Consider the following 20,063-nt stretch of genomic DNA (forward strand, 5'->3'; position numbering starts at 1 on the left):
CGCCTAGCGGCCGAGCAGCTTCCGGGTCTGCTTCTGGTCGGCCTTGGCCACCTCGGTGCGGCCTTCGATGCTGCGCTTGCGCTTGGAGCTCTTGTGCTCCAGGAGGTGGTTCTTGTTGGCCTGCCGGCGCATCAGCTTGCCGGAGCCGGTGACCTTGAACCGCTTCTTGGCTCCGCTGTGGGACTTCATCTTCGACATAGTGGTTCTCCTAGTTGTCAATGCCGCACTTCCAGCGGGCGCTCCTGCGCCCGCTCGAACGCGGTGTACGGGCGGTCCGGGCCTACTCCGCGGTCGCCTGTTCGGCGGCTCGGTCGCGGCCGCCCTTGCGGCCGCCGCCCTTGGCATCGCCCTTCGGGCGATGGGGCGCCACCACCATGACCATGTTGCGGCCGTCCTGCTTCGGGGCCGATTCCACCGACCCGAGGTCGGCGATCTCCTCGGCGAGCTTGTCGAGCAGGCGCCGGCCCAGTTCGGGGCGGGACTGCTCGCGGCCGCGGAACATGATGGTGACCTTGACCTTGTCCCCGGCCTTGAGGAACCGCACGATGTGACCCTTCTTGGTCTCGTAGTCGTGCGTGTCGATCTTCGGCCGGAGCTTCATTTCCTTGATGACCGTCTGCTGCTGGTTGCGGCGCGAAGCACGGGCCTTCTGAGCCGACTCGTACTTGAACTTGCCGTAGTCCATGAGCTTGCAGACCGGCGGTCGGGCGGTGGGCGCAACCTCGACCAGATCCATGTCGACGTCGGCGGCCAGCTGCTGGGCCTTGTCGATCGGAACGATGCCGACCTGCTCGCCCTGCGGGCCGACCAGGCGCACTTCGCGTGCCCGGATCTGGTCGTTAACGCGCAAATCGCTGATGGGGCCTCCTTGATTGCGATTCTCGCCGGTGCTGGAGAGCATCGGCGCCCCTAGTTGGTTCCTTGTTCTCAACGCGGCGGCGCCTTCGGCGCTTCCACGATGCGGGGCCCCAGTTCCCAATAAAAAAGCCTCGGCTGCAGCAGCCAAGGCCCATTCCATGACACGACGGACTCCGGGGAGCGCCGTGTGCGACCCGTTCGCCGGTGAGGCTGCGGGTGGGAGCTGGGCTCCGCTTTCGGTGCGCCGCTCTGGGCGCGCACACCCGGCAAGTATAGCCGCACGCATCGGGCGGGGTCGAATCCAGGCCCCTTTTATGACCTGCGCGACTGCTCCAGCAGTGCGCGCAGGTGCCTGATCGCCTCGGCGGCCCGCTCCTTGTCGGTGATCTGGACGGCCATGATCGAGATCTCGTCGTCGTCGGCCAGCTCCATGATCGCCCACTGCATCCGGTCCGGCAGGGAGAGGTCGACCACGACCTCCCAGGGCAGCCGGTGGGTCGACACCACGTTGCGGACCTCGATGCCGTCGGCGTCGGCGCGGACCCGCAGGCGCAGGAAACTCAGGATGACGCCGGCCCCGACCAGGCCGATCCCGACCATCGCGACCTGGTCGGCCACGGTGAGCGTGCCGCCTTCGGGACTCCGGGTGCCGAGGGTGAACGACAGGCCGAAGGTGGTCCCGGCGAACAGGACCGCACCGACCCAGGCCCCGATGCGTGATTTGCGCGGTTTGTAGTCGATCGGGCCGACCTCGGTCATGGGCTTCTCCCGTACGGCGTTCATGCATCTCCCCTATGGCAGCTGGTCGATCTCGAGACCCGAGTCGAATGCCAGCAGAGTCTTGGGTTCCCCGGTGACGATGGGCCACCCGGGGCGCTTCAGGCCGCACCAGGCGACGTGCCCGGCGGCGACGTTGCCGTGCTGCCGGGAGCGCGACAGCATCAGGCCCACGTCCCGGGCGGTCTTCTTGTCCAGGTCCATGATCACCGTCACCGGGAGCCCGAGCAGCACCAGCAGGGCGTCGCGGTCGCGGCGGCGGGCCTGGGCCCACGCCTCGGCCAGCGCGCCCGAAGGGATGGCGAGCACCACGTTCTGCTCCAGCGCTGTGAACACCACGGCCTGCGGGTAGGGCATGGAGGTGGCGAACCCGACGATGGCCGACACGTCCAGTATCCGGCCACCGATCACCGCTTGGCCTCCCCTTGGTCGTCGGGCACGCCGAGGACCTCGCGGGCCCACGCCAGGTGCTCGGCGCTGGGGGCCTGGCCCTTGCGTTCGAACAGGTCCTGGAGCTCGGTGAGGGATCGGTCGCGCTCGAGCCGCTCGGCGACCGCTTCGACGACGTAGTCGGACACCGAGTCGGCCCGGCCGATGGCGACCAGGCGGCGGATCTGCTCGACCTGCTCGGACGGGAGGGAGACGCTCGAACGCCCCGGGCCCGGCTCCGCGCCGGGAGGCGGGTTGAGCGAGGAATTGGCGCGGTCGGTCACGGTCCCAGATTAACGGCACCGGGCGGCCGCCCGGCAGCCGACATGACCGTCCGGGGCCCCCGGCGCTCGCGGTACCGTCGTGGGAAAGCTTGCAACCCGAGCCGGAGAGAAGGACTTGCGATGGCCCAGAAGAAGTCGGGCGAGCGGCCGCACGACCCCCAGTTCCCGCAGAAGTTCCTGGAGTTCATGCGCTCGGGTTGGGGTCCGTCGCATCTGGAGGTCGCGGAACTGGAGCAGGCCCCCTACCACGCTCGCCGGCGCGAGGCGCTCTCGGCGGCTTTCCCCGGCGAGACGGTCGTGGTGCCCACCGGCGAGGAGAAGGTGCGCGCCAACGACACGTTCTTCCGCTTCCGGGCCGGCTCGGACTTCGCCTGGCTGACCGGCGACCTCGACCCCGAAGGGGTGCTGGTGCTGCACCCGAGCGGGTCGGGCCACGAGGCGGTCCTCTACCGGCGACCCCGCAAGGGCGCCGAGTCCGACGAGTACTTCCGCTCGGCCAAGTACGGCGAGCTGTGGATCGGGCGCCAGCGCTCGCTCGAGGAGACGGCCGTCCGGTTGGGGATCGAGTGCCGCGACATCGACCGGCTCGAGGCCGCGCTCGCGGGCGTGGGGCGCTCCAAGGTGCGCCTGCTGCGCGGGTTCTCGGCGGCGATGGACGCCCGCTTCGAGGCCGAGGAGGCCCAGGCCGGCGAGGACGGCCGGCCGCTCCTCACCCGCGACCGGGAACTGGCCGCCGTGCTGGCGGAACTGCGCCTGACCAAGGACGCCTGGGAGCTGGCCCAGCTTCAGGGGGCGGTCGACTCGACCGTGCGCGGGTTCGAAGACGTCGCGCGGATCCTGCCGGCGGGCGGTTCGATCCCCGAGCGGCTGATCGAGGGCGTGTTCGGCACCCGGGCGCGGGTGGAGGGCAACGGGATCGGCTACGACTCCATCGTGGGCGCCGGTTCCCACGCGACCACCCTGCACTGGATCACCAACGACGGGCGCACCACGCCGGGCGAGCTGATCCTGATGGACATGGGCGTGGAGAACGACCAGCTCTACACCGCCGACGTCACCCGCACGCTGCCGGTGTCCGGCTCGTTCACACCGCTGCAGCGCCAGGTCTACGACATCGTGCACGCCTCCCAGCAGGCGGGCATGGACGTCGTCAAGCCGGGCGTGGAGTTCCGGGAGATCCACCAGACCTGCATGCGGGTGCTGGCCGAGGGCCTGCGGGACCTCGGTGTACTGCCGGTGCCGGTCGAGGAGGCGCTGGCGAAGGACTCGCTGGTCTACCGGCGCTGGACGCTGCACGGCTTCGGTCACATGCTGGGGCTCGACGTGCACGACTGCGCCGCCTCCCGGCCCGAGCACTACTACCGGGGCCGGGTCGAGGAGGACTACGTCCTGACCGTCGAGCCGGGGCTGTACTTCCAGGCGAACGACGAGCTGGTGCCCGAGGAGCTGCGCGGGGTGGGCGTCCGCATCGAGGACGACGTGCGGGTGACCGCCGAAGGATGCGAGAATCTCTCGGCAGGGCTGCCGCGCTCGGCCGAGGAGGTCGAAACCTGGCTGGCCGCCCAGCGCGAGGCCGGTCCGCGGCCGGCCACGGAGTCCTGACGGCGCTGCGCCTGGCCGGGTCCGGCCGCTCGCACCGCCCCGGTGCAGGGCGGGCGGAGCCTACGCGTATAGTCCGATTTAAGGCTTATATCCACCGCACCGGGCCGGCGGCGGCGATCAACACCGCACACCAACCGCCCGCCGCCGCCGGCCGCTAAATCCGAAGTTCGCGCGCACCCGAACGATATAGGCCGACCAGTCCCGCCCTCCTGGAACAAAGTGGTACGCTGAGAAGCATTAACAAGACGGACGTACTGTTTATTTGTTGGAATCTCGGTCGCGGCCTGTGCCGCCGCTCCCCTCTCGGCCGACCTCCGGCGCCGACCGCCGGCATTGCGGCAGACTGAGTCCGACAGACGAATTCAGAACCGGGAGTTACACAAGTGGTGAGTACGGACTCCTTCGGCGCCCGCGAGACACTGCGGGTCGGCGATGACGAATACGACATCTACCGCATCGACAAGGTCGACGGCCACGACCGCCTGCCTTACAGCCTCAAGGTCCTGCTGGAGAACCTGCTGCGCAACGAGGACGGCGCCAACATCACCGCCGACCACATCCGCGCCCTCGGCGCCTGGGACGCGGCCGCCAAACCCAGCACCGAGATCCAGTTCACGCCCGCGCGCGTCATCATGCAGGACTTCACCGGAGTCCCGTGCGTGGTCGACCTGGCCACCATGCGCGAGGCCGTCCGCGACCTCGGCGGCGACCCGGCCAAGGTCAACCCGCTAGCTCCCGCCGAACTGGTCATCGACCACTCGGTGATCGTCGACTACTTCGGCCACCCCGACTCCTTCAAACGCAACGTCGAACGCGAGTACCAGCGCAACCGCGAGCGCTACCAGTTCCTGCGCTGGGGCCAGACCGCCTTCGACGAATTCAAGGTCGTCCCGCCCGGCACCGGCATCGTCCACCAGGTCAACATCGAGCACCTGGCGCGCGTGGTCATGGTCCGCGACGGGGCCGCCTACCCCGACACCTGCGTGGGCACCGACTCCCACACCACCATGGAGAACGGCATCGGCGTCCTCGGATGGGGCGTCGGCGGCATCGAGGCCGAGGCGGCCATGCTCGGCCAGCCGATCTCGATGCTCATCCCCCGCGTACTCGGCTTCAAGCTCACCGGCGACCTGCCCGCCGGGGCCACCGCCACCGACCTGGTCCTCACCATCACCGAAACGCTCCGCGAACACGGCGTCGTCGGCAAGTTCGTCGAGTTCTACGGCGACGGCGTCGCCAGCGTCCCCGTCGCCGACCGCGCCACGCTCGGCAACATGAGCCCCGAATTCGGCTCCACCTGCGCGATCTTCCCGATCGACGAGCGCACCATCGAGTACCTGCGCCTCACCGGCCGCAGCGAAGAGCAGATCTCCCTGGTCGAGACCTACGCCAAGACCCAGGGCATCTGGCACGACCCGAGCCGCGAGGCCGCCTACTCCGAATACCTCGAACTCGACCTGTCGACCGTGGTGCCCTCCATCGCCGGCCCCAAGCGCCCGCAGGACCGCATCAAGCTCGACGAGGCCGACTACCGGTGGCGCCGCGACGTGGCCAACTACGTCACCACCGACGAAGGCAGCGTCGAGTCCTTCCCGGCCTCCGACTCGCCCGCCGAAACGCCCAACGGCGCCCGGCCGCACAACCCGCAACCGGTCAAGAGCGAAACCGGCGACTTCGAGGTCGACCACGGCGCGGTCGTCATCGCCGCGATCACCTCCTGCACCAACACCTCCAACCCGTACGTCATGGTCGGCGCCGCCATGCTGGCCAAGAACGCCGTCGAGGCCGGACTGGACGTCAAGCCGTGGGTCAAGACCTCCCTCGCGCCCGGCTCGCAGGTCGTCACCGGCTACCTCCAGCGCGCCGGGCTGACCAGCTACCTCGACAAACTCGGATTCAACCTGGTCGGCTACGGCTGCACCACCTGCATCGGCAACTCCGGCCCGCTCCCCGACGAGATCTCCCGGGCCGTCCACGACGGCGACCTGGCCGTCACCAGCGTCCTGTCGGGCAACCGCAACTTCGAGGGCCGCATCAACCCCGAAGTCAAGATGAACTACCTGGCCAGCCCGCCGCTGGTGGTCGCCTACGCGCTGGCCGGCACCATGGACCTCAACCTCACCACCGATCCGCTCGGCAAGGGCCACGACGGCCGCGACGTGTACATGCGCGACATCTGGCCCGACCAGGAGGACATCCGCAGCGTCGTCGACTCCAACATCGGCCGGGAGATGTTCCTGGAGGAGTACGCCTCGGTCTTCGAAGGCGACGACACCTGGAAGAGCCTGCCGATCCCGACCGGCGACACCTTCGAATGGGACGACGCCTCCACCTACGCGCGCAAGGCCCCGTACTTCGACGGGATGCCGGCCCGCCCGGCCCCGGTCGAGGACGTCCAGGGCGCGCGCGTGCTGGCCAAGCTCGGGGACTCGGTCACGACCGACCACATCTCCCCCGCCGGCGCGATCAAGGCCGACTCCCCCGCCGGCGACTACCTGAAGTCCCAGGGCGTGGGCCCTGCCGACTTCAACTCCTACGGCTCGCGGCGCGGCAACCACGAGGTCATGGTGCGCGGCACCTTCGCCAACATCCGGCTGCGCAACCAGCTCGCCCCCGGCACCGAGGGCGGCTGGACCCGCGACTTCACCCGGCCCGACGGCCCGGTGACGACCATCTACGACGCCGCCCAGCACTACGCCGCGGAGGGCACGCCGCTGGTGGTCCTGGCGGGCACCGAGTACGGCACCGGATCCAGCCGGGACTGGGCCGCCAAGGGCACGCGCCTGCTGGGCGTCAAGGCCGTCATCGCCGAGTCCTACGAGCGCATCCACCGCTCGAACCTGATCGGCATGGGCGTGCTGCCGCTCCAGTTCCCCGAGGGCGAGTCGCACCAGAGCCTGGCCCTGACCGGCGAGGAGACGATCTCGATCAGCGGCATCGCCGCGATCAACGACGGCATCCCCGAGACGGTGAGCGTCACCGCCACCGCTCCGGACGGGACCGAGACGGCCTTCCAGGCCGTCGTCCGCCTGGACACCCCGGGCGAAGCCGAGTACTACCGCAACGGCGGCATCCTCCAGTACGTCCTGCGGGGCCTGCTCGCCGATTGACCGACGAGCGGAGAGGGGCGGGCCGCGGCCCGCCCCTCTCCGCACCCGGACGGCGACCGGTTCGGGCCGCCCTCCGATGATGCGAGAATTCCGCAATGACGAACGAACCGAGCGAAGCGGAGACGGCGCATCGCGCGGGCCTGGCCGCCGATCTTCGGAGACTGGGGCTCGAACCGGGCGACGCCGTGATGATCCATGCGGCGTTCAGCGGCGTCGGAACGGTCTTGGGCGGACCCGACGCTCTGGTCGACGCCGTGTTCGACGTGATCGGGACCGAGGGCACGCTGCTGAGCTACCAGGACTGGGAGCTCAACGTGGACGTCTGGGACGAGCGCGGCCGGGTGCGCGAGGCCTACCGTCCCCATATGCCGCCGTTCGATCCGGCGACGGCCCGCCCCTCGCGCGACCACGGCATCCTCGCGGCCACGATCGGCACGCGGCCGGGCGTGCGCCGGAGTGGCAATCCCGGGGCGTGCGTCGCGGCCGTCGGCGCCCGCGCCGAAGCGTTCACCGCCGACCACCCGCTCGATTTCGGCTACGGCGAGGACTCCCCGTTCGCCCGCCTCGTCGCGTCCGGCGGGCGCGTCCTGATGGTGGGTGCGCCGCTCGACACGATGACGCTGCTGCACCACGCCGAGCACCTGGCCGACCTGCCCGGCAAGCGGCGGATCCGTATCGAGTATCCGCTGGCCGCGCCAACCGGCACCGAATGGCGGCTGGTCGAGGAGTTCGACACCGGCGCACCGGTGGTGGACGGACCGCCGGAGGACTACTTCGGACTGATCGTGCGCGACCACCTCGCAACGGGAGCCGGACACCAGGGCACGGTCGGCCGGGCCGAGTCGGTGCTCGTCGACGCGGCCGCGATTACCGGATTCGCAGTCTCCTGGCTCGAGGAGCGGTACGGACGATTACGGACCGCGGTGAACGGGCTCACCGCCCGGAATCGGCACGGCGACGCGGTGGTTGAACGTGGCATGGTGCGCGAGGTCGAGGTGGTCGTGGTCGGGGCCGGTCAGTCCGGACTCTCGGCCGCCCACTTCCTGCGCAAGCACTTCGAGCCGCTGACCGGGTTCGTCGTGCTCGACCACGCGCCGCGACCCGGCGGCGCCTGGCAGTTCCGCTGGCCGACGCTGACCTTCGAGACGGTCAACGGCGTCTACCGGCTTCCCGGCCTGGCGGTGCCCGAGCCCGACCGGGCCACTCCGGTCGCCGAGGTCATCCCCGACTACTTCGCCGACTACGAACGGGCCTTCGACCTGCGGGTCCAGCGTCCGGTGTCGGTGCGGGCGGTGCGGCCGCTGCCCGACAAGCGCCTCGAGGTCGAGACCGACCGGGGCGCGTGGGTCGCGCGGGCCCTGGTCAACGCCACCGGGACCTGGGAGCGGCCGTTCCGGCCGCGCTACCCCGGACAGGAGACGTTCCGGGGCCGCCAGTTGCACACCGCCCGGTACCGGGGCCCGTGGGAGTTCGAGGGCCGCCGCGTCGTGGTCGTCGGCGGCGGCGTCTCCGGCTTCCAGCACGTGATGGAGATCGACCCGTTCGCGGCCGAGACGCACTGGGTGACCCGGCGTCCGCCCGAATGGCGCGAGGGCACGTTCACTCCCGAATACGGCCGCGAGGTGGTCGCGAGGGTCGAGGAGCGCGTGCGGCAGGGGAAGCGGCCCGAGAGCGTCATCAGCGCCACCGGCATCCCGCTCACCCCGGAGATCCGGGCCGCCCGCGAAGCCGGGGTCCTGGACCGGCTGCCGATGTTCGACCGGATCGAGCCCGACGGCGTGGCCTGGGACGACGGACGGTTCGTCGCCGCCGACGCCATCGTGTGGGCGACGGGCTTCCGCGCCGCGCTCGACCACCTGGCGCCGCTGCGACTGCGCGGTCCGGGCGGCGGCATCGCCATGGACGGGACCGAGGTGGCCGCCGATCCGCGGATCCACCTGGTCGGCTACGGCCCCTCGGCGAGCACCATCGGCGCCAACCGCGCCGGGCGGTCCGCGGTGCGCCGGATCCGGGAGCTGCTGGCTACCTGAATCCGACCAGGGCCTGGACCGGCCAATGGTCCGAGGGGACCCTGCCGTCCTTGCTGTAGGTGTTGACCGCAGCCCGGTAGGCCTTGACGCGCGGGCCGACGAGGATCCAGTCGATGCGCCCGGTGCCCGCGACCGGGTCGGGCCGCCAGTGGTTGAACGTCCCCCAGGCGGGGGTGAGCCGTTCGTCCGCGGTGTTCCAGGCGTCGGACAGCCCGGCGTCGGTGAAGATGCGGTGGACCCGCGACCCCTCGCTGCGGTTGAAGTCGCCGGCCACGATCACCGGATCTCCGAAGCCGCCGATGACGCCGAGGTTGAGCTTCGCGCCCTTGCGCCGGGACCGCTCGGAGCGGTGGTCGAGGTGGTTGTCGACCACGTAGAAGGTGCGCCCGGTGCGGAGGTCGACGAAGCGGACCCAGGTGAGCATCCGGACGGTGCGGTTGCCCCAGCTTCGGGAGCCGATCAGGTACGGGCGGCGCGAGAGCCACAGGTGGTCGTACTCGAGCGGGGACAGGCGGCGCGCGTCCCAGTACACGGCGGTCGATTCGCTGCGGCTGCCGCCCCTGCGTCCAAGGTGGACCCAGTCGTAGCCGTCCAGGTCGGATTTGAGCTCGAGGAGTTGGCGGAAGCGGCCCTCCTGCGTGCACAGCACGGTCGGCCGCTCGCGATCGAGGAGCGCGGCGACGAGCGGGCGGCGCTCGGCCCACGAGTGCGGCCCCCTGCCCGAGGCCGAACGGAGGTTGTAGGTCATCACGTGGATCCGCGGCCCGCGGGCCGCACCGATGAGCGGCATGTCGCGGTCCGGTTCGGGTTGACCGTCCAAGGCGACCATGGTGCGACGATAGCCGCTGCGGGGCCGTGCGCGGGTCCGAACGGCGGCGAGGGCCGCGGGAGGTGAGAAGCCCGCGGCCCCATCGGTGTACTGCCGGATTCAAATTAGCATAGGCTAACCTAACCTATGCGCGGGGGTCACCAGCGCAGGAAACCGCCGACGCCTTCGGCCTTCTCCGGCAGGCGCACCCCGTCACAGAGGATCGACACCGCCGCGTCCGAGGCCAGCCCCATCTCGATCATCTGCTCCCCCAGCTCGGCCTCGGACAGTGCCGTGGCCACCTCGGGTTCGCTCTGCGGCACCCCGTCGGCGAGGACCGAGCCCGGCGGGATGCGCTCGCCGCTCCACACCGAGTCGCGTTCCAGCACCAGCCGGTCGACCCGCCCGGCCTGGAGCGCCTCGACGGTCGGGGTCGAGCCGAACGAGGCCTTCGGCGGGGCCTCGGCGAATTCGGCGGCGAGCCGCTCGTCGCGGCGGCGCCGGGCGGCGGCCATCTCCGGCTTCAGGGTCTGCTGGATCTGGGCCGGCGTGGCCTGGCCCAGCACCCGCTGGGAGGGGACGACCTCGTTCTTGAGGGAGTTGCTGAGTGATTTGGAGGTGGCGTCGACCAGTTCGGGCTCGCCGGCGACGAGCAGCATCTCCCAGCCGAACGTCGCGACGTGCGTCTCCAGAGTGGTGTGCGCGGCGGCCAGGAAGCGGTTGAGGTGCTCGGCGAGGCGGAAGTCGAACAGGTCCCGCTGCGAGGACGAGGACTGCCCTTCCCGCTTGCCCCAGGCGCTCTTCTGCGTGGCCGGGCCGGCGAACTCGCGCCACTCCTCGGTTCGCGGCTCGAAGGCGAGGCCCGATATCTCCTCGCAGAGGCCGAAGCGGGAGTCGAGGATGCGCATCCCGTGGCCGTCGACGACGGCGATCCCGGTGGGCGAGCCCTCGGCCCAGGCGGCGAACATGGGCGCGATGTGCGAGCGGGGCGCGAGCGCGACCCGGTCGGTCAGCGGCGTCTGCATCTCGACGCTGAAGGTCTCGCCGTCGCTGAGAGGGACGAACAGTGCGCGGCCGACGCCCGGCGAACCGGGGCGGACGAGATGTTCGATCTCGAGGGCGAGCTCGTGGAGCCGACGCTCCAGAATGCTCCGCGTGCGGCCGTCGACCGATTCGAGCAGCAGGCGGAGCCCCTGTTCGAGCCGTTTCTTCCACGGGGGCTGCGATCCCGTCTGCCGAGGGTCGGCGTTGACGTACAGGGAGAGCACGCCGGTTTCGTCACGCAGGTTGACCAGGCGGATCTGCGTCTCGCGGTCCATCGGCATGGCGGCCTCCTCCCATCGATGAGCGGCATTCGACCCAGGATAAGTCCGCCGGAGGCCGCTCGGGAAGGATTCGGCCGCTCGCCCGGTTACGGGGTGCAGCCGTCGGGACCGCAGGCCTCGGACCCGGCGTCGCCGGCGATCGAGGTGAGCTTGGGTTCCCTTTCGCCCCAAGCCGTTTCGAGGATCTCTGCGAACAGTTCGGTGGGTTGGGCGCCGGAGATGCCGTACTTGCCGTCGACGACGAAGAACGGGACGCCGCGGGCCCCGAGCCGGGCGGCCTCGGCCTCGTCGCCGCGGACGGCGTCGGCGTAGGCATCGGGATCGTCGAGCACGGCGACCACATCGGCCTGTTCGAGCCCGGCTCCGACGGCGACCCGGACGATCCGGTCCCGTTCGAACAGCGAGGTCTCCTCGGCGAAGTTGGCGGCATAGAAGGCGCGCCAGACCTCGGCCTCGAGGCCCTTGTCGGCCGCCAGGTGGAGCAGGCGGTGCAGGTCGAAGGTGTTGCCGGTGTCGCGGCCCTCGGTCCGGTAGTCGAGGCCCTCAGCGGCGGCGAGTTCGCCGAGCCGCCGCTCGTTGGCCTGGGCGTTCTCGGCGGTGATGCCGTACTTGGAAGCGAGCATGGAGATGACGTCGGTGGTCTCCCCCGGCGGGGCGGTGGGGTCGAGCTCGAAGGAGCGGTGCCGCACCTCGATGTCGTCTGCATGGGCGAACGCCTGCGCGGCCTTGTCGAAGCGGGCCTTGCCGACGTAGCACCAGGGGCAGGCGACGTCCGACCAGATGTCGATGCGCATTTTCTCAGTCACGCGTCATGCAACGCATGAACGCTCAATTGAATTCCGGGGCTCATCGCGTGGCGATCAGGCGCCGGACCGGGACGGCGAAATCGACGCCGAACCGAGCGCAGAGCCGGAGCCACCGCCGCGCCGCCCGCAGGCGGCCTCCCGATATCCCGGGCAGGTAGAGCGACCACAGGAACAGATCGGCTTCCTCCGGGCCGCGCAGCCGGAACGAGAAGCGCCGCCGCTCGTCGGCGACCAGCGTGAGACCCGCCAGCCCGAATACCGTCGAAGCCTGCCGCAGGATGCGGTCGTTCGGGTACGAAAGCGACCGCCCGAGCGCGGCCACGAGCCCGCCGACCGGCACCCGATCGGTCCACCGCAGTGGTCCGGCGGCGGGCACGATCGCCGCGAAGCGCCCACCGGTCCGCAGGACCCGGGCGACTTCCATCAGGACCGACTCCAACTGCTCGACCACCTGCAGCGCCATGGAGCACACCACCGACCCGGCGGAGGCGTCCTCCAGCGGCAGTTTCTGAGCCGGTGCCAGGGTGGCCGAGGCGCCGCGCTTGCGGGCCAGCGCCAGTTCGGCCTCGGAAACATCGAACCCGAGATATCCTCTTGTGCTGGCATGGGTCCGCATCGGTGCGCTGCCGCAGGCCACATCCACGATCGGCCCGTCCCCCACACTCCCGCCGAGCCACTCGTACGGGTTCTGCCCGCCGTCGAAGCAGCGCGCGAGCACCCGCTCGGTGACCCCGGGCCGCTCCGAATGGAACCGGCCCAGATACCCGGACCAATCTCCCACCATCCCGCCAGGTTACGGCCACCCCTCGCAGCCCAACCCCCTGGACTCGCACCAAAGCCAACGTTCGGGTACCCTTTTTGACGCTCGGCGCGCCCACCGGCGCGCCCCGGGGTGCTTAGCTCAGCGGTAGAGCGCTGCCCTTACAAGGCAGATGTCACTGGTTCGAACCCAGTAGCGCCCACCAGCATAGAGACCCCGGGCGGAAAATCCGCCAGGGTCTTCGGTCGCCATATCAGGGCCGTGACTGGTGCAACTCGCCTTCAGGAGGTCCTCCCCGAACGCCCTCTCGAGTAGTCATGCCGGTGGGCGTCGGCGATACTGTGAGCGTGGAGTACGTGTCCAAAGCGCCGCGACAGCCGTTGGACGGACTGATCGACGACCTTTACTACCTGGAGGGTGCGCCGCCGTACGCCCGGCTGACGCTGCCTCCGGCACCGTCGGCGCTGCTCATCGTCAACCTCGGGGCACCGTTTCTCATCCGCGCCGGCACCGGTATCGAGGCCGCCGAGTACGCCGACGGCTGCGTGGCCACCATGCCCACCCGCGCATGGGAGTTCGGCTACCCACTCCGGACCCGGTCGGTCGGTGTGCACTTCAAGCCGTGGGGGCTGGCGCCGTTCCTGCCGACGCCCGCGGCGGAGCTGCGAGACCGGCCGGTGTCGGTAGAGCAGGTCTGGGGTCGGTCCGCCATTGCTGAGCTGCGAGACCGGCTGGCCACGGCGGGCGGACCGCACGAGATGCTGACCCTGATCGAGGAGGAGCTCAGGCGACGGCTGTGCGAGACCGCCGATCTGGGGCTGGTCCGCCATACGAGCAGTGTCATCGCGGCGACCAGCGGGGCGGTGGCGATCGGCCACCTGAGAGCGGCAGCCGGTGTCAGCAGCACTCGTCTGGCACGACGGTTCAAGGAACTCATCGGCGTCACGCCGAAGCGGCTGGCCCGCACCTACCGATTCGCCACCACCGTGTTCTCGATCGACCCCGCCGGACCGATCGACTGGGGCGGCCTCGCCGCCGACGCAGGCTATTTTGACCAGGCCCACTTCGGACACGAGTTCCGGGCGTTCACCGGGCTCACGCCGACCCGGTACATCGAAGTCCGGCGGCGGTTCCTGCGCGAGCATCCCGGCCATGTGCTGGACAGCTGGCCACTGCCGACCGATTGATTTTTTACAAGACCGACCGCTCACGACCCCCTAGTTTGTGAGGGCAACCCAAAGCAAAGGAGCACCTCGTGGGCAAGGTAGTCATGTACAGCTCGGTATCGGTGGACGGATTCGTCGCGGACGACAATGACCAGCCCGGACCTCTGTTCGACTGGTTGCTCAGCGGTGACGTGCCGCTGGACGAGAGCGACGAGTTGAAGGTGTCCCAGGCGTCCTACGACTACACCCGGCCGTACTGGAACCGGATCGGGGCGACGGTCGTCGGCCGCCACGTCTTCGACCTGACGGACGGCTGGGGCGGGAAGCCCCCGGGCGGGGTCGACCACGTGGTCGTCGTGACGCACCGGCCGGAGCCGGAGGGCTGGAACCCCGAGGCGCCGTACCACTTCGTCGACGGCGTCGAGGCGGCCGTGGCCAAGGCGCAGAAGCTGGCGGGCGACCGCATGGTCGAGGTCGCCGCCGGCGACGTCGGTGGCCAGGTGCTTGCGGCGGGCCTCGTCGACGAGGTGCGCATGGACGTCGTACCCGTCGTGTTCGGGTCCGGCAAGCGCTACTTCGGGTCGGTCCGCGCGCAGCACCTGTTGGAGGATCCCGACGTAGTGATTCAAGGCAACCGGGTGCTTCACCTGTGCTACCGGGTGCGCCGTTGACCGATCAGAGCGGGTACGCGAAGAAGTCCGCTGCGAACGGGGTCGCAAGGTCGCGCCGCCTCCGGCGGCGTTAGCGCATCGCTGCCCCTGGCCGGGCAGCCCACGCCGATCCGCCCCAGCACCTCCCCTGCGGCAGATCCAACTCACGATCACTGGTTGCCGATATCCGTCGTATCCCGGCCGCTCCCAGGCAGAGCGGCTCTTGCACACAGGGACCGATGACTTTCGGCTCCGCGCCTCGTCCGTACGAGTGCGGCCGCCGTGCCGCCGGATCGGAGGGAGTGGAGCATGTACCGGAACGTCAAGCTCGGGATCGAGCACTTCGGCGATACGGCGGCGCCTCTCGTGCTGCTCGCGGGCGGTACGACCATGCTCTCCTGGCCCGACCCGCTCTGCCGCGCACTGGCACGCGGAGGACGTCACGTAGTGCGCTACGACCTGCGCGACTGTGGCGCGTCGACGACCGTCGACCCCGAGGCGCCCGCATATACGCTGCGCGACCTCGCCGACGACGCCGCCGCGCTCGCCCGCGGACTCGACGACCGACCCGCGCACCTGGCGGGCATCGGCGTCGGAGGCATGGTCGCCCAGGTCGCCGCGCTCGATCATCCGGAGGCGTTCTCGGCCCTCACGCTCGCCGGGACGCGGCCGGTCGCGCCGGGCCCGGTCGACCACGACCTGCCCGACCACGACGCCGCGGCGATGGACCGGCTGTTCGGGCGCTCAATGCCCGACTGGTCCGACCGCACCGCAGTAGCCGAGTTCGCCGCCGCCGGCGCGGAGATCCTCGGCGACGACCCCGAGTCGGCGCGCGCGAAGGCCGCACGCATCTTCGACCGCACCCCGAGCACCGAGCCCGCGGTCCAGATGGCCAACCAGCTCGGCATGGTCTTCGCCCAACTCGACTGCGAGCCGCGCTGGCGCGAGCGACTGCCCGAGCTCGCGATACCGACCCTGGTGGTGCACGGCCTGCGCGACCGGTTCTTCCCGGTCGGCAACGGCGAGGCGCTCGCACGCGAGATCCCCGGTGCTCGGCTGCTCGTGCTCGAACAGGCCGCGACCGCCCTCCCAGAGGCGGCCGCCGACGACGTCGCTGCGGCGATGCTCGCACTGTAGGTGACGACGATGACGCACACCCGATCGTTCGGAGGGCATCAAGACAGCGGAGCAGGGTGGACTGAACTCAAACTCTGTAGGTCTCCGCCAGTTCGACGGCGATCTGGATCGCCCGTTCGGCGAGCGGGGACTGCGTACGTCCGGCCTGCCAGAGCAGGTAAAGCTCGCGCGGCGCCACCTCGGGCACGAGTTCGTGGACCGTGAGCGCTTCGTCGGAGGCCGAGGAGGCGACGTCGACGACGAGCCGCGGCAGCACCGCCGATCCGATCCCGGCCCGCACCATCGACAGCACGGTCTCGTTCCCTGCGGCGCGGAAGACGATCCGGGGCTCGGCACCGTTGCTCGCGAAGGCCTGTTCCACTCGCGGCTGATCGCACGTCGGCGGCCACGCCACCATCGGAGCGCCGTCGAGTCGACCGAACCGCACCGGCCCTTCGGGAAAGGCTCCGCGCGGTGCGACCAGGACGTACGGGTCGTCGAACAGTTTGCGATGCTCGACGTCGCCGCCGACGGGGGAGTCGAAGAACATCAGATCGACCTCGCCGATCGGCGGCTCGTCGGATTCGTCCTCGACGAGCCTGATGTCGCAACCGGGATGTTCTTGCCGCAACCGGCGCACGAGCTGCGGCAAGAGCACATTGGAGAGGCTCTGGAACGTGCCGATGTCGATCCGTCCCTCGCCCGCGTTGAAGCGCTCGACGGCGCTCTGCATCGCCTGCGCCTTCGCCAGCAGGTCGCGGCCGTGGGTGAGCACGACTCGGCCGAGCGGCGTGAGCCGTACCGGCCTCGGTCCGCCCGGACGGTCGAAGACCGCTCCGCCGACCGCTTTCTCCAGCAGGGAGATCTGCTGGCTCACCGTTGACTGCGTGTATCCCAGTCGAGCGGCCGCCCGACCGAAGGAGCCCTCGTCGACCACCGCGGACATGGCGGCGATGTGTCGCAGCTCGGTCTCGGTCATGGCCCGAGGTTACTCGGTTAGATCGGATATGGCGATCGGTTCGATCATTTATTATCGCTTTTCATGATGTTGATTTCAGTCTAGCGTCATCGGCATGACCACACCAGCGCAAAACGAGCCGCTCTCCGCCCGACGCCTCGGAAGGCGGTGAGGGCGGTGGCCACCGGCCTGCAACCGCCCACCCGGGCGACCGCCGACCGAACGGGCGCGCCACTCCTCTTCATCGGGTTCGCGCTCGGCATCGTCTACCTCGTCTGGGGCTCGACCTACCTCGGCATCGGCGTGATGGTCGAAGACATGCCGCCGCTGGTCGGCGCAGGCACCCGGTTCCTGCTCGCCGGTGTCCTTCTCGGAGCGTTCCTGACCGCACGCGGCGGATTGCGGCGGTTGAAAGTCGACCGTGCCGGGCTGGCATCCTGCGCACTCCTCGGCCTACTGCTGCCGGTCCTCGGACAGGGCATGGTGACGGTGGCCGAACACGGCGGAGCCCCATCGGGCCTGGCGGCACTGCTCATCGCCGGAGCCCCTCACTCTGGGTGCTGCACTCCGCACCCGTCTCACTGGTCGCCACCTACGCCTACATCAATCCGGTGGTCGCGGTGCTCCTCGGGTGGCTGGTCCTGGACGAGGAGCTGACGGTGCCGATCGCCGCCGGTGGCGCCGTCGTCCTCCTCGCCGTGGCGATCGTCCTGAAGTCAGAACGTCCGCGCAGCGGCGCTCCCGCGGCAGAACCCGCCGACGGGTGAGAACGAACCGAAACGAGGGAGAAGACACCATGGGAACCGACATCGAACCGGCCACCTTCGTCCTTATCCACGGTGGAGGAGGCAGCTCCTGGGACTGGCACCTGGTGGAACCGGAGCTGCGCGGGCTCGGCCACGAAGTGCTCGCGGTCGACCTGCCGATCGAGGACGCGGACAACGGGATCACCGAATACGCCGACGCGGTCGTCGCCGAATGCGCCGGCGTTCGGCGACCGGTCATCGTCGCCCACTCCTGGGGCGGCTTGGTCGCGCCGGTGGTCTGCACCCGCATCGAGGCCGAACTGCTAGTGCTCCTCGCCGGGATGATCCCCGCGCCGGGTGAGAGCCCGAACGAGTGGTGGAGCGCCACCGGCTACACCGAGCTGGGCATCTCCTTCGGGACCCGCGAGGAGGAGATCGACATCTTCTTCAACGGCGTGCCCGAAGCGTTGATCACCGCCGCATACGAGCACGAGCGCGACCATGCGAGCGGATGGGACTCACCGTCCCCGCTCCAGGCCTGGCCCGACGTGCCGACCCGGTATCTGTCGTGCCGCGACGACCGGTGCTTCCCGCCGGATTTCACCAGGACTCACGTAGCCGAACGCCTCGGCATCACCCCCGACGAGATCGACGGCGGCCACATGGTCGCTCTCGCCCGCCCTCGCGCGCTGGCGGAGCGCCTGCACCGCCTCTGGAACGAAACGCGAGATGGGGGATGATCGCTGTAGGCTCCGATGCACGGGGCATCGGGGGTCGAGAAGAGCCGAATTCAGGGCACAAGCCAGAGTCAGCCGTCGTCGAAGAAGTCTTCGGCGAAGACCTCGGCCAGCAGTTCCGCGCCTTCGGTGATCACCGGGCGAAGCTGGTGCCGGTAGACCGTCCGGGTCGTCGTGTTCCTGTGTCCGACCGGGTCGGCTATCAGTTCCTCACGCGCGCCCTGGTCAGACGTCCACGAGACGAACGTGGTGCCGTTGCGCTCGGCAATCTGTTGGGTTTGGTGATCGGCGAGGATCGTCACCGCGAACGCTAGGATCGACGCATGATGACTTCGCGAGCTTTCCTCAAGCGGCACCTGGCGACCGGTGCGCTGCTCGTGGTCTGGGCCGCGGTCGGCTGCGGCACCACGGCAGAGTCGGCCGCCGACGCCTCGGCGTCGAACCCCGACCCCAGCGCGTCCACTACCACTTCCAGCTCCCCGAGCTCCGACGCTACGTCCACCCCTGCTCCCCCCTCCCCCAGCGCGGGAGCATCGGAGACGTCGGGCACGGAAAGCACCGCCTACGAGTCTTGCAGCGACGGCGAATGCGAGGTGTCCTTCTCCGATTCGGTCGAGTTCCCCCTCGGCGGGTCCGATGGCCAGTGGACCGTGGAGGCCGCCGTCGAAGACGACGGTGTCAGAGTGAACCTGACCAAACCGAGCGGCCTGGGCGGCGGTGGCGGTCTGCTGTACCACCCCGCCTGCACCTTGGCGACCAACGCCGGGGGCGGCGGGAGTCTTTCCTGCGCCGAGGAAGGTGAGGAACTGCCCGAACCCGAGGCCGGAGGGATCGTGGTGCATCTGCTGGAACTGACCAAGGACACTGCGGTCGTCCAGGCGGTCCTGGGCTGACGGTACGGGCCCGGACACTGGTGTTCTCCACCTGGAATTCGCTGATGTCGGCTCATCCGCCGCGGTAGAGCACCACCAAAGGTCCCGTCTCGTGCGGGCCGCGGACCTGGGCACCGAGCGAGTCGGGATCAGACGTCCTTGACCTGTCGGCCTGGATCCGCTGTGGCCACGGCGGCGATGCGTCATGCCAGGTCAAAGGGTCGTCCCACATGAATCAATTATCCGGACCGTCCCGTGAGCACGGGACGATGGAAGAACTCCCCACCTCATCCGTTCAGCTCTGGGATGATGTTCGACCTCCCGTTCCACGAGCCGTGTTCGGACAGTGGCCGGAATCGCAGCGTGGTGAACTCGTGGTGGAAGTCCCGCCGGTCCCGCTCCCCCATCGCCGCGTTGTGGCGGTGGGCGGTGTCGCCGCCGTCGCGTCCGAAGACCATGCTCGTCATGGCGCGGGAGCTGGTCCAGACCGAGAAGGTCGATACCGTTCGAACCGGCCGCATCGCCGCGAGCGCCAGCGTCGTCTCGGGGTGGTCCCGGACCTGGCGTTCGACGGGCCTGCCCCAGCGGATGAATCGCGGCACCTCCGGCAGTCGCATTCGGGCGAGGGTCACCGCGACCACGGGTTCGCGCGGATCGGTGCGGCCCGCCTCGGCGGGGAGGTGCGCCAGTTCCCGAACCGCGCCCCAGCGGCGCAGGAACTCCAGCCGCACATGCCATCCGTCCCCGAGCAGACGGCCGAACGGATGCCGGGCGAGGAATGACTCGAGTGCCGCCTCGTCGGCCCACTCGGCGAACACGGCGAGGCGTCGGAGCTGCATCCGGCGCGGGGACACCACCGGCGCGCCCAGTTCCATCACGGCGAGGACCTCGACGTGGTTCAGCCCCGATGCCGCGGGCGGACGCAGGAACGCGCCGATCGTGCTGCGGAGCGGCACGTGTGCGAGGTGGAAGGAGTGAATGCCCATGGACCGATTCAACCTCACGCCGCTTCGGACCGCGACGTCCATG

Annotated in this window: 21 protein-coding genes, 1 tRNA gene and 1 pseudogene; 11 read left to right on the forward strand and 12 right to left on the reverse strand. The window is 69.9% G+C overall.

The annotated features are described in order from the left end of the window. Window positions 1-3: 3 nt before the first annotated feature. From rpmI to CUT39_RS01465, 5 genes are all read right to left on the reverse strand, one after another. Complete coding sequence (rpmI, locus tag CUT39_RS01445; protein WP_100444165.1) at window positions 4-198, reverse strand: 50S ribosomal protein L35; 195 nt, start codon at window positions 196-198, stop codon at window positions 4-6. Window positions 199-280: 82 nt separating this feature from the next. Beyond that, complete coding sequence (infC, locus tag CUT39_RS01450; protein WP_100444166.1) at window positions 281-901, reverse strand: translation initiation factor IF-3; 621 nt, start codon at window positions 899-901, stop codon at window positions 281-283. Window positions 902-1,170: 269 nt separating this feature from the next. Then, window positions 1,171-1,641 (reverse strand): PH domain-containing protein, encoded by a 471-nt coding sequence (locus CUT39_RS01455; RefSeq protein WP_100444167.1) that lies wholly within the window; start codon window positions 1,639-1,641, stop codon window positions 1,171-1,173. A 9-nt stretch (window positions 1,642-1,650) separates the two neighbouring features. Further along, the gene (locus CUT39_RS01460) at window positions 1,651-2,022 is read right to left on the reverse strand and encodes a hypothetical protein (RefSeq protein WP_198586779.1); all 372 of its coding nucleotides are present in this window, start codon (window positions 2,020-2,022) and stop codon (window positions 1,651-1,653) included. A gap of 20 nt (window positions 2,023-2,042) precedes the next feature. Beyond that, complete coding sequence (locus CUT39_RS01465; RefSeq protein ID WP_100444169.1) at window positions 2,043-2,348, reverse strand: ribbon-helix-helix domain-containing protein; 306 nt, start codon at window positions 2,346-2,348, stop codon at window positions 2,043-2,045. Window positions 2,349-2,468: 120 nt separating this feature from the next. On the opposite strand from CUT39_RS01465, the gene CUT39_RS01470 reads away from it, so the two are divergent. The 4 genes and pseudogenes from CUT39_RS01470 (at window position 2,469) to CUT39_RS21600 (ending at window position 9,090) form a co-directional block, all read left to right on the forward strand. Further along, window positions 2,469-3,950, forward strand: coding sequence for an aminopeptidase P family protein (locus CUT39_RS01470; protein WP_100444170.1), 1,482 nt, complete (start codon window positions 2,469-2,471; stop codon window positions 3,948-3,950). 386 nt (window positions 3,951-4,336) lie between these two features. Further along, window positions 4,337-7,060 (forward strand): aconitate hydratase AcnA, encoded by a 2,724-nt coding sequence (gene acnA / locus CUT39_RS01475; RefSeq protein ID WP_100444283.1) that lies wholly within the window; start codon window positions 4,337-4,339, stop codon window positions 7,058-7,060. 95 nt (window positions 7,061-7,155) lie between these two features. Then, window positions 7,156-7,950: pseudogene (aac(3), locus tag CUT39_RS21595) on the forward strand (aminoglycoside 3-N-acetyltransferase); the annotation flags it as partial. Window positions 7,951-8,037: 87 nt separating this feature from the next. Continuing rightward, entirely contained in the window at window positions 8,038-9,090 is a 1,053-nt protein-coding gene (locus CUT39_RS21600) for an NAD(P)-binding domain-containing protein (RefSeq protein ID WP_408611083.1), read from the forward strand. Here the strand turns inward: CUT39_RS21600 and CUT39_RS01485 are convergent. The 4 genes from CUT39_RS01485 to CUT39_RS01500 all read right to left on the reverse strand — a co-directional run bounded on the left by CUT39_RS01485 (window position 9,083) and on the right by CUT39_RS01500 (window position 12,813). Then, window positions 9,083-9,919: an endonuclease/exonuclease/phosphatase family protein gene (locus tag CUT39_RS01485; RefSeq protein WP_100444172.1), complete on the reverse strand. Its 837-nt coding sequence runs from the start codon at window positions 9,917-9,919 to the stop codon at window positions 9,083-9,085. The two genes, CUT39_RS21600 and CUT39_RS01485, sit on opposite strands and share 8 nt — an antisense overlap. 137 nt (window positions 9,920-10,056) lie before the next feature. Beyond that, window positions 10,057-11,223, reverse strand: coding sequence for a VLRF1 family aeRF1-type release factor (locus tag CUT39_RS01490; RefSeq protein ID WP_100444173.1), 1,167 nt, complete (start codon window positions 11,221-11,223; stop codon window positions 10,057-10,059). A gap of 86 nt (window positions 11,224-11,309) precedes the next feature. Further along, window positions 11,310-12,017, reverse strand: a complete 708-nt coding sequence (locus tag CUT39_RS01495) for a DsbA family oxidoreductase (protein WP_100444174.1) — start codon at window positions 12,015-12,017, stop codon at window positions 11,310-11,312. Window positions 12,018-12,069: 52 nt separating this feature from the next. Then, window positions 12,070-12,813: a class I SAM-dependent methyltransferase gene (locus CUT39_RS01500; protein WP_100444175.1), complete on the reverse strand. Its 744-nt coding sequence runs from the start codon at window positions 12,811-12,813 to the stop codon at window positions 12,070-12,072. A gap of 106 nt (window positions 12,814-12,919) precedes the next feature. Here CUT39_RS01500 and CUT39_RS01505 point away from each other — a divergent pair. The 4 genes from CUT39_RS01505 (at window position 12,920) to CUT39_RS01520 (ending at window position 15,742) form a co-directional block, all read left to right on the forward strand. After that, a tRNA-Val gene (locus tag CUT39_RS01505) sits at window positions 12,920-12,994 on the forward strand. Window positions 12,995-13,106: 112 nt separating this feature from the next. Further along, window positions 13,107-13,976 (forward strand): helix-turn-helix domain-containing protein, encoded by an 870-nt coding sequence (locus CUT39_RS01510; protein WP_100444176.1) that lies wholly within the window; start codon window positions 13,107-13,109, stop codon window positions 13,974-13,976. A 68-nt stretch (window positions 13,977-14,044) separates the two neighbouring features. After that, window positions 14,045-14,626 carry a dihydrofolate reductase family protein gene (locus tag CUT39_RS01515; RefSeq protein ID WP_100444177.1) on the forward strand — a complete coding sequence of 194 codons (582 nt, stop codon included), beginning with the start codon at window positions 14,045-14,047 and terminating at the stop codon, window positions 14,624-14,626. 288 nt (window positions 14,627-14,914) lie between these two features. Then, window positions 14,915-15,742, forward strand: a complete 828-nt coding sequence (locus CUT39_RS01520) for an alpha/beta fold hydrolase (RefSeq protein ID WP_100444178.1) — start codon at window positions 14,915-14,917, stop codon at window positions 15,740-15,742. A 67-nt stretch (window positions 15,743-15,809) separates the two neighbouring features. Here the strand turns inward: CUT39_RS01520 and CUT39_RS01525 are convergent, their stop codons facing one another. Continuing rightward, a complete protein-coding gene (locus CUT39_RS01525; protein ID WP_100444179.1) occupies window positions 15,810-16,700 on the reverse strand; it encodes a LysR family transcriptional regulator in 891 nt (296 codons plus the stop codon). Between the two features lie 536 nt (window positions 16,701-17,236). Between CUT39_RS01525 and CUT39_RS20625 the strand changes: the two genes are divergently transcribed. After that, window positions 17,237-17,446, forward strand: coding sequence for an EamA family transporter (locus CUT39_RS20625; RefSeq protein ID WP_198586799.1), 210 nt, complete (start codon window positions 17,237-17,239; stop codon window positions 17,444-17,446). A gap of 29 nt (window positions 17,447-17,475) precedes the next feature. Further along, the gene (locus tag CUT39_RS01535; RefSeq protein ID WP_100444180.1) at window positions 17,476-18,165 is read left to right on the forward strand and encodes an alpha/beta fold hydrolase; all 690 of its coding nucleotides are present in this window, start codon (window positions 17,476-17,478) and stop codon (window positions 18,163-18,165) included. Between the two features lie 68 nt (window positions 18,166-18,233). Here CUT39_RS01535 and CUT39_RS01540 read toward each other — a convergent pair whose 3' ends face one another. Continuing rightward, window positions 18,234-18,464, reverse strand: a complete 231-nt coding sequence (locus tag CUT39_RS01540; RefSeq protein WP_100444181.1) for a hypothetical protein — start codon at window positions 18,462-18,464, stop codon at window positions 18,234-18,236. Window positions 18,465-18,485: 21 nt separating this feature from the next. On the opposite strand from CUT39_RS01540, the gene CUT39_RS20095 reads away from it, so the two are divergent. Continuing rightward, on the forward strand, window positions 18,486-19,055 hold the full coding sequence (locus CUT39_RS20095; protein ID WP_157930422.1) for a hypothetical protein: 570 nt from the start codon (window positions 18,486-18,488) through the stop codon (window positions 19,053-19,055). Window positions 19,056-19,321: 266 nt separating this feature from the next. Here CUT39_RS20095 and CUT39_RS01555 read toward each other — a convergent pair whose 3' ends face one another. Beyond that, the gene (locus tag CUT39_RS01555; RefSeq protein ID WP_100444284.1) at window positions 19,322-20,020 is read right to left on the reverse strand and encodes a hypothetical protein; all 699 of its coding nucleotides are present in this window, start codon (window positions 20,018-20,020) and stop codon (window positions 19,322-19,324) included. Window positions 20,021-20,063: the final 43 nt, after the last annotated feature.

This window comes from Glycomyces xiaoerkulensis (genome assembly GCF_002798405.1).
In the GTDB taxonomy this organism is placed as follows: domain Bacteria; phylum Actinomycetota; class Actinomycetes; order Mycobacteriales; family Micromonosporaceae; genus Glycomyces; species Glycomyces xiaoerkulensis.

Coding starts and splice junctions, on each gene's coding strand:
- CUT39_RS01510 (WP_100444176.1), top strand. CDS start 13,107: ATGCCGGTGGGCGTCGGCGATACTGTGAGCGTGGAGTACGTGTCCAAA.
- CUT39_RS01535 (WP_100444180.1), top strand. CDS start 17,476: ATGGGAACCGACATCGAACCGGCCACCTTCGTCCTTATCCACGGTGGA.
- CUT39_RS01520 (WP_100444178.1), top strand. CDS start 14,915: ATGTACCGGAACGTCAAGCTCGGGATCGAGCACTTCGGCGATACGGCG.
- infC (WP_100444166.1), bottom strand. CDS start 901: ATGCTCTCCAGCACCGGCGAGAATCGCAATCAAGGAGGCCCCATCAGC.
- CUT39_RS20095 (WP_157930422.1), top strand. CDS start 18,486: ATGATGACTTCGCGAGCTTTCCTCAAGCGGCACCTGGCGACCGGTGCG.
- CUT39_RS01470 (WP_100444170.1), top strand. CDS start 2,469: ATGGCCCAGAAGAAGTCGGGCGAGCGGCCGCACGACCCCCAGTTCCCG.
- CUT39_RS01455 (WP_100444167.1), bottom strand. CDS start 1,641: ATGAACGCCGTACGGGAGAAGCCCATGACCGAGGTCGGCCCGATCGAC.
- CUT39_RS01495 (WP_100444174.1), bottom strand. CDS start 12,017: ATGCGCATCGACATCTGGTCGGACGTCGCCTGCCCCTGGTGCTACGTC.
- CUT39_RS01525 (WP_100444179.1), bottom strand. CDS start 16,700: ATGACCGAGACCGAGCTGCGACACATCGCCGCCATGTCCGCGGTGGTC.
- CUT39_RS01485 (WP_100444172.1), bottom strand. CDS start 9,919: ATGGTCGCCTTGGACGGTCAACCCGAACCGGACCGCGACATGCCGCTC.
- CUT39_RS01500 (WP_100444175.1), bottom strand. CDS start 12,813: ATGGTGGGAGATTGGTCCGGGTATCTGGGCCGGTTCCATTCGGAGCGG.
- CUT39_RS01490 (WP_100444173.1), bottom strand. CDS start 11,223: ATGCCGATGGACCGCGAGACGCAGATCCGCCTGGTCAACCTGCGTGAC.
- CUT39_RS21600 (WP_408611083.1), top strand. CDS start 8,038: ATGGTGCGCGAGGTCGAGGTGGTCGTGGTCGGGGCCGGTCAGTCCGGA.
- CUT39_RS01555 (WP_100444284.1), bottom strand. CDS start 20,020: ATGGGCATTCACTCCTTCCACCTCGCACACGTGCCGCTCCGCAGCACG.
- rpmI (WP_100444165.1), bottom strand. CDS start 198: ATGTCGAAGATGAAGTCCCACAGCGGAGCCAAGAAGCGGTTCAAGGTC.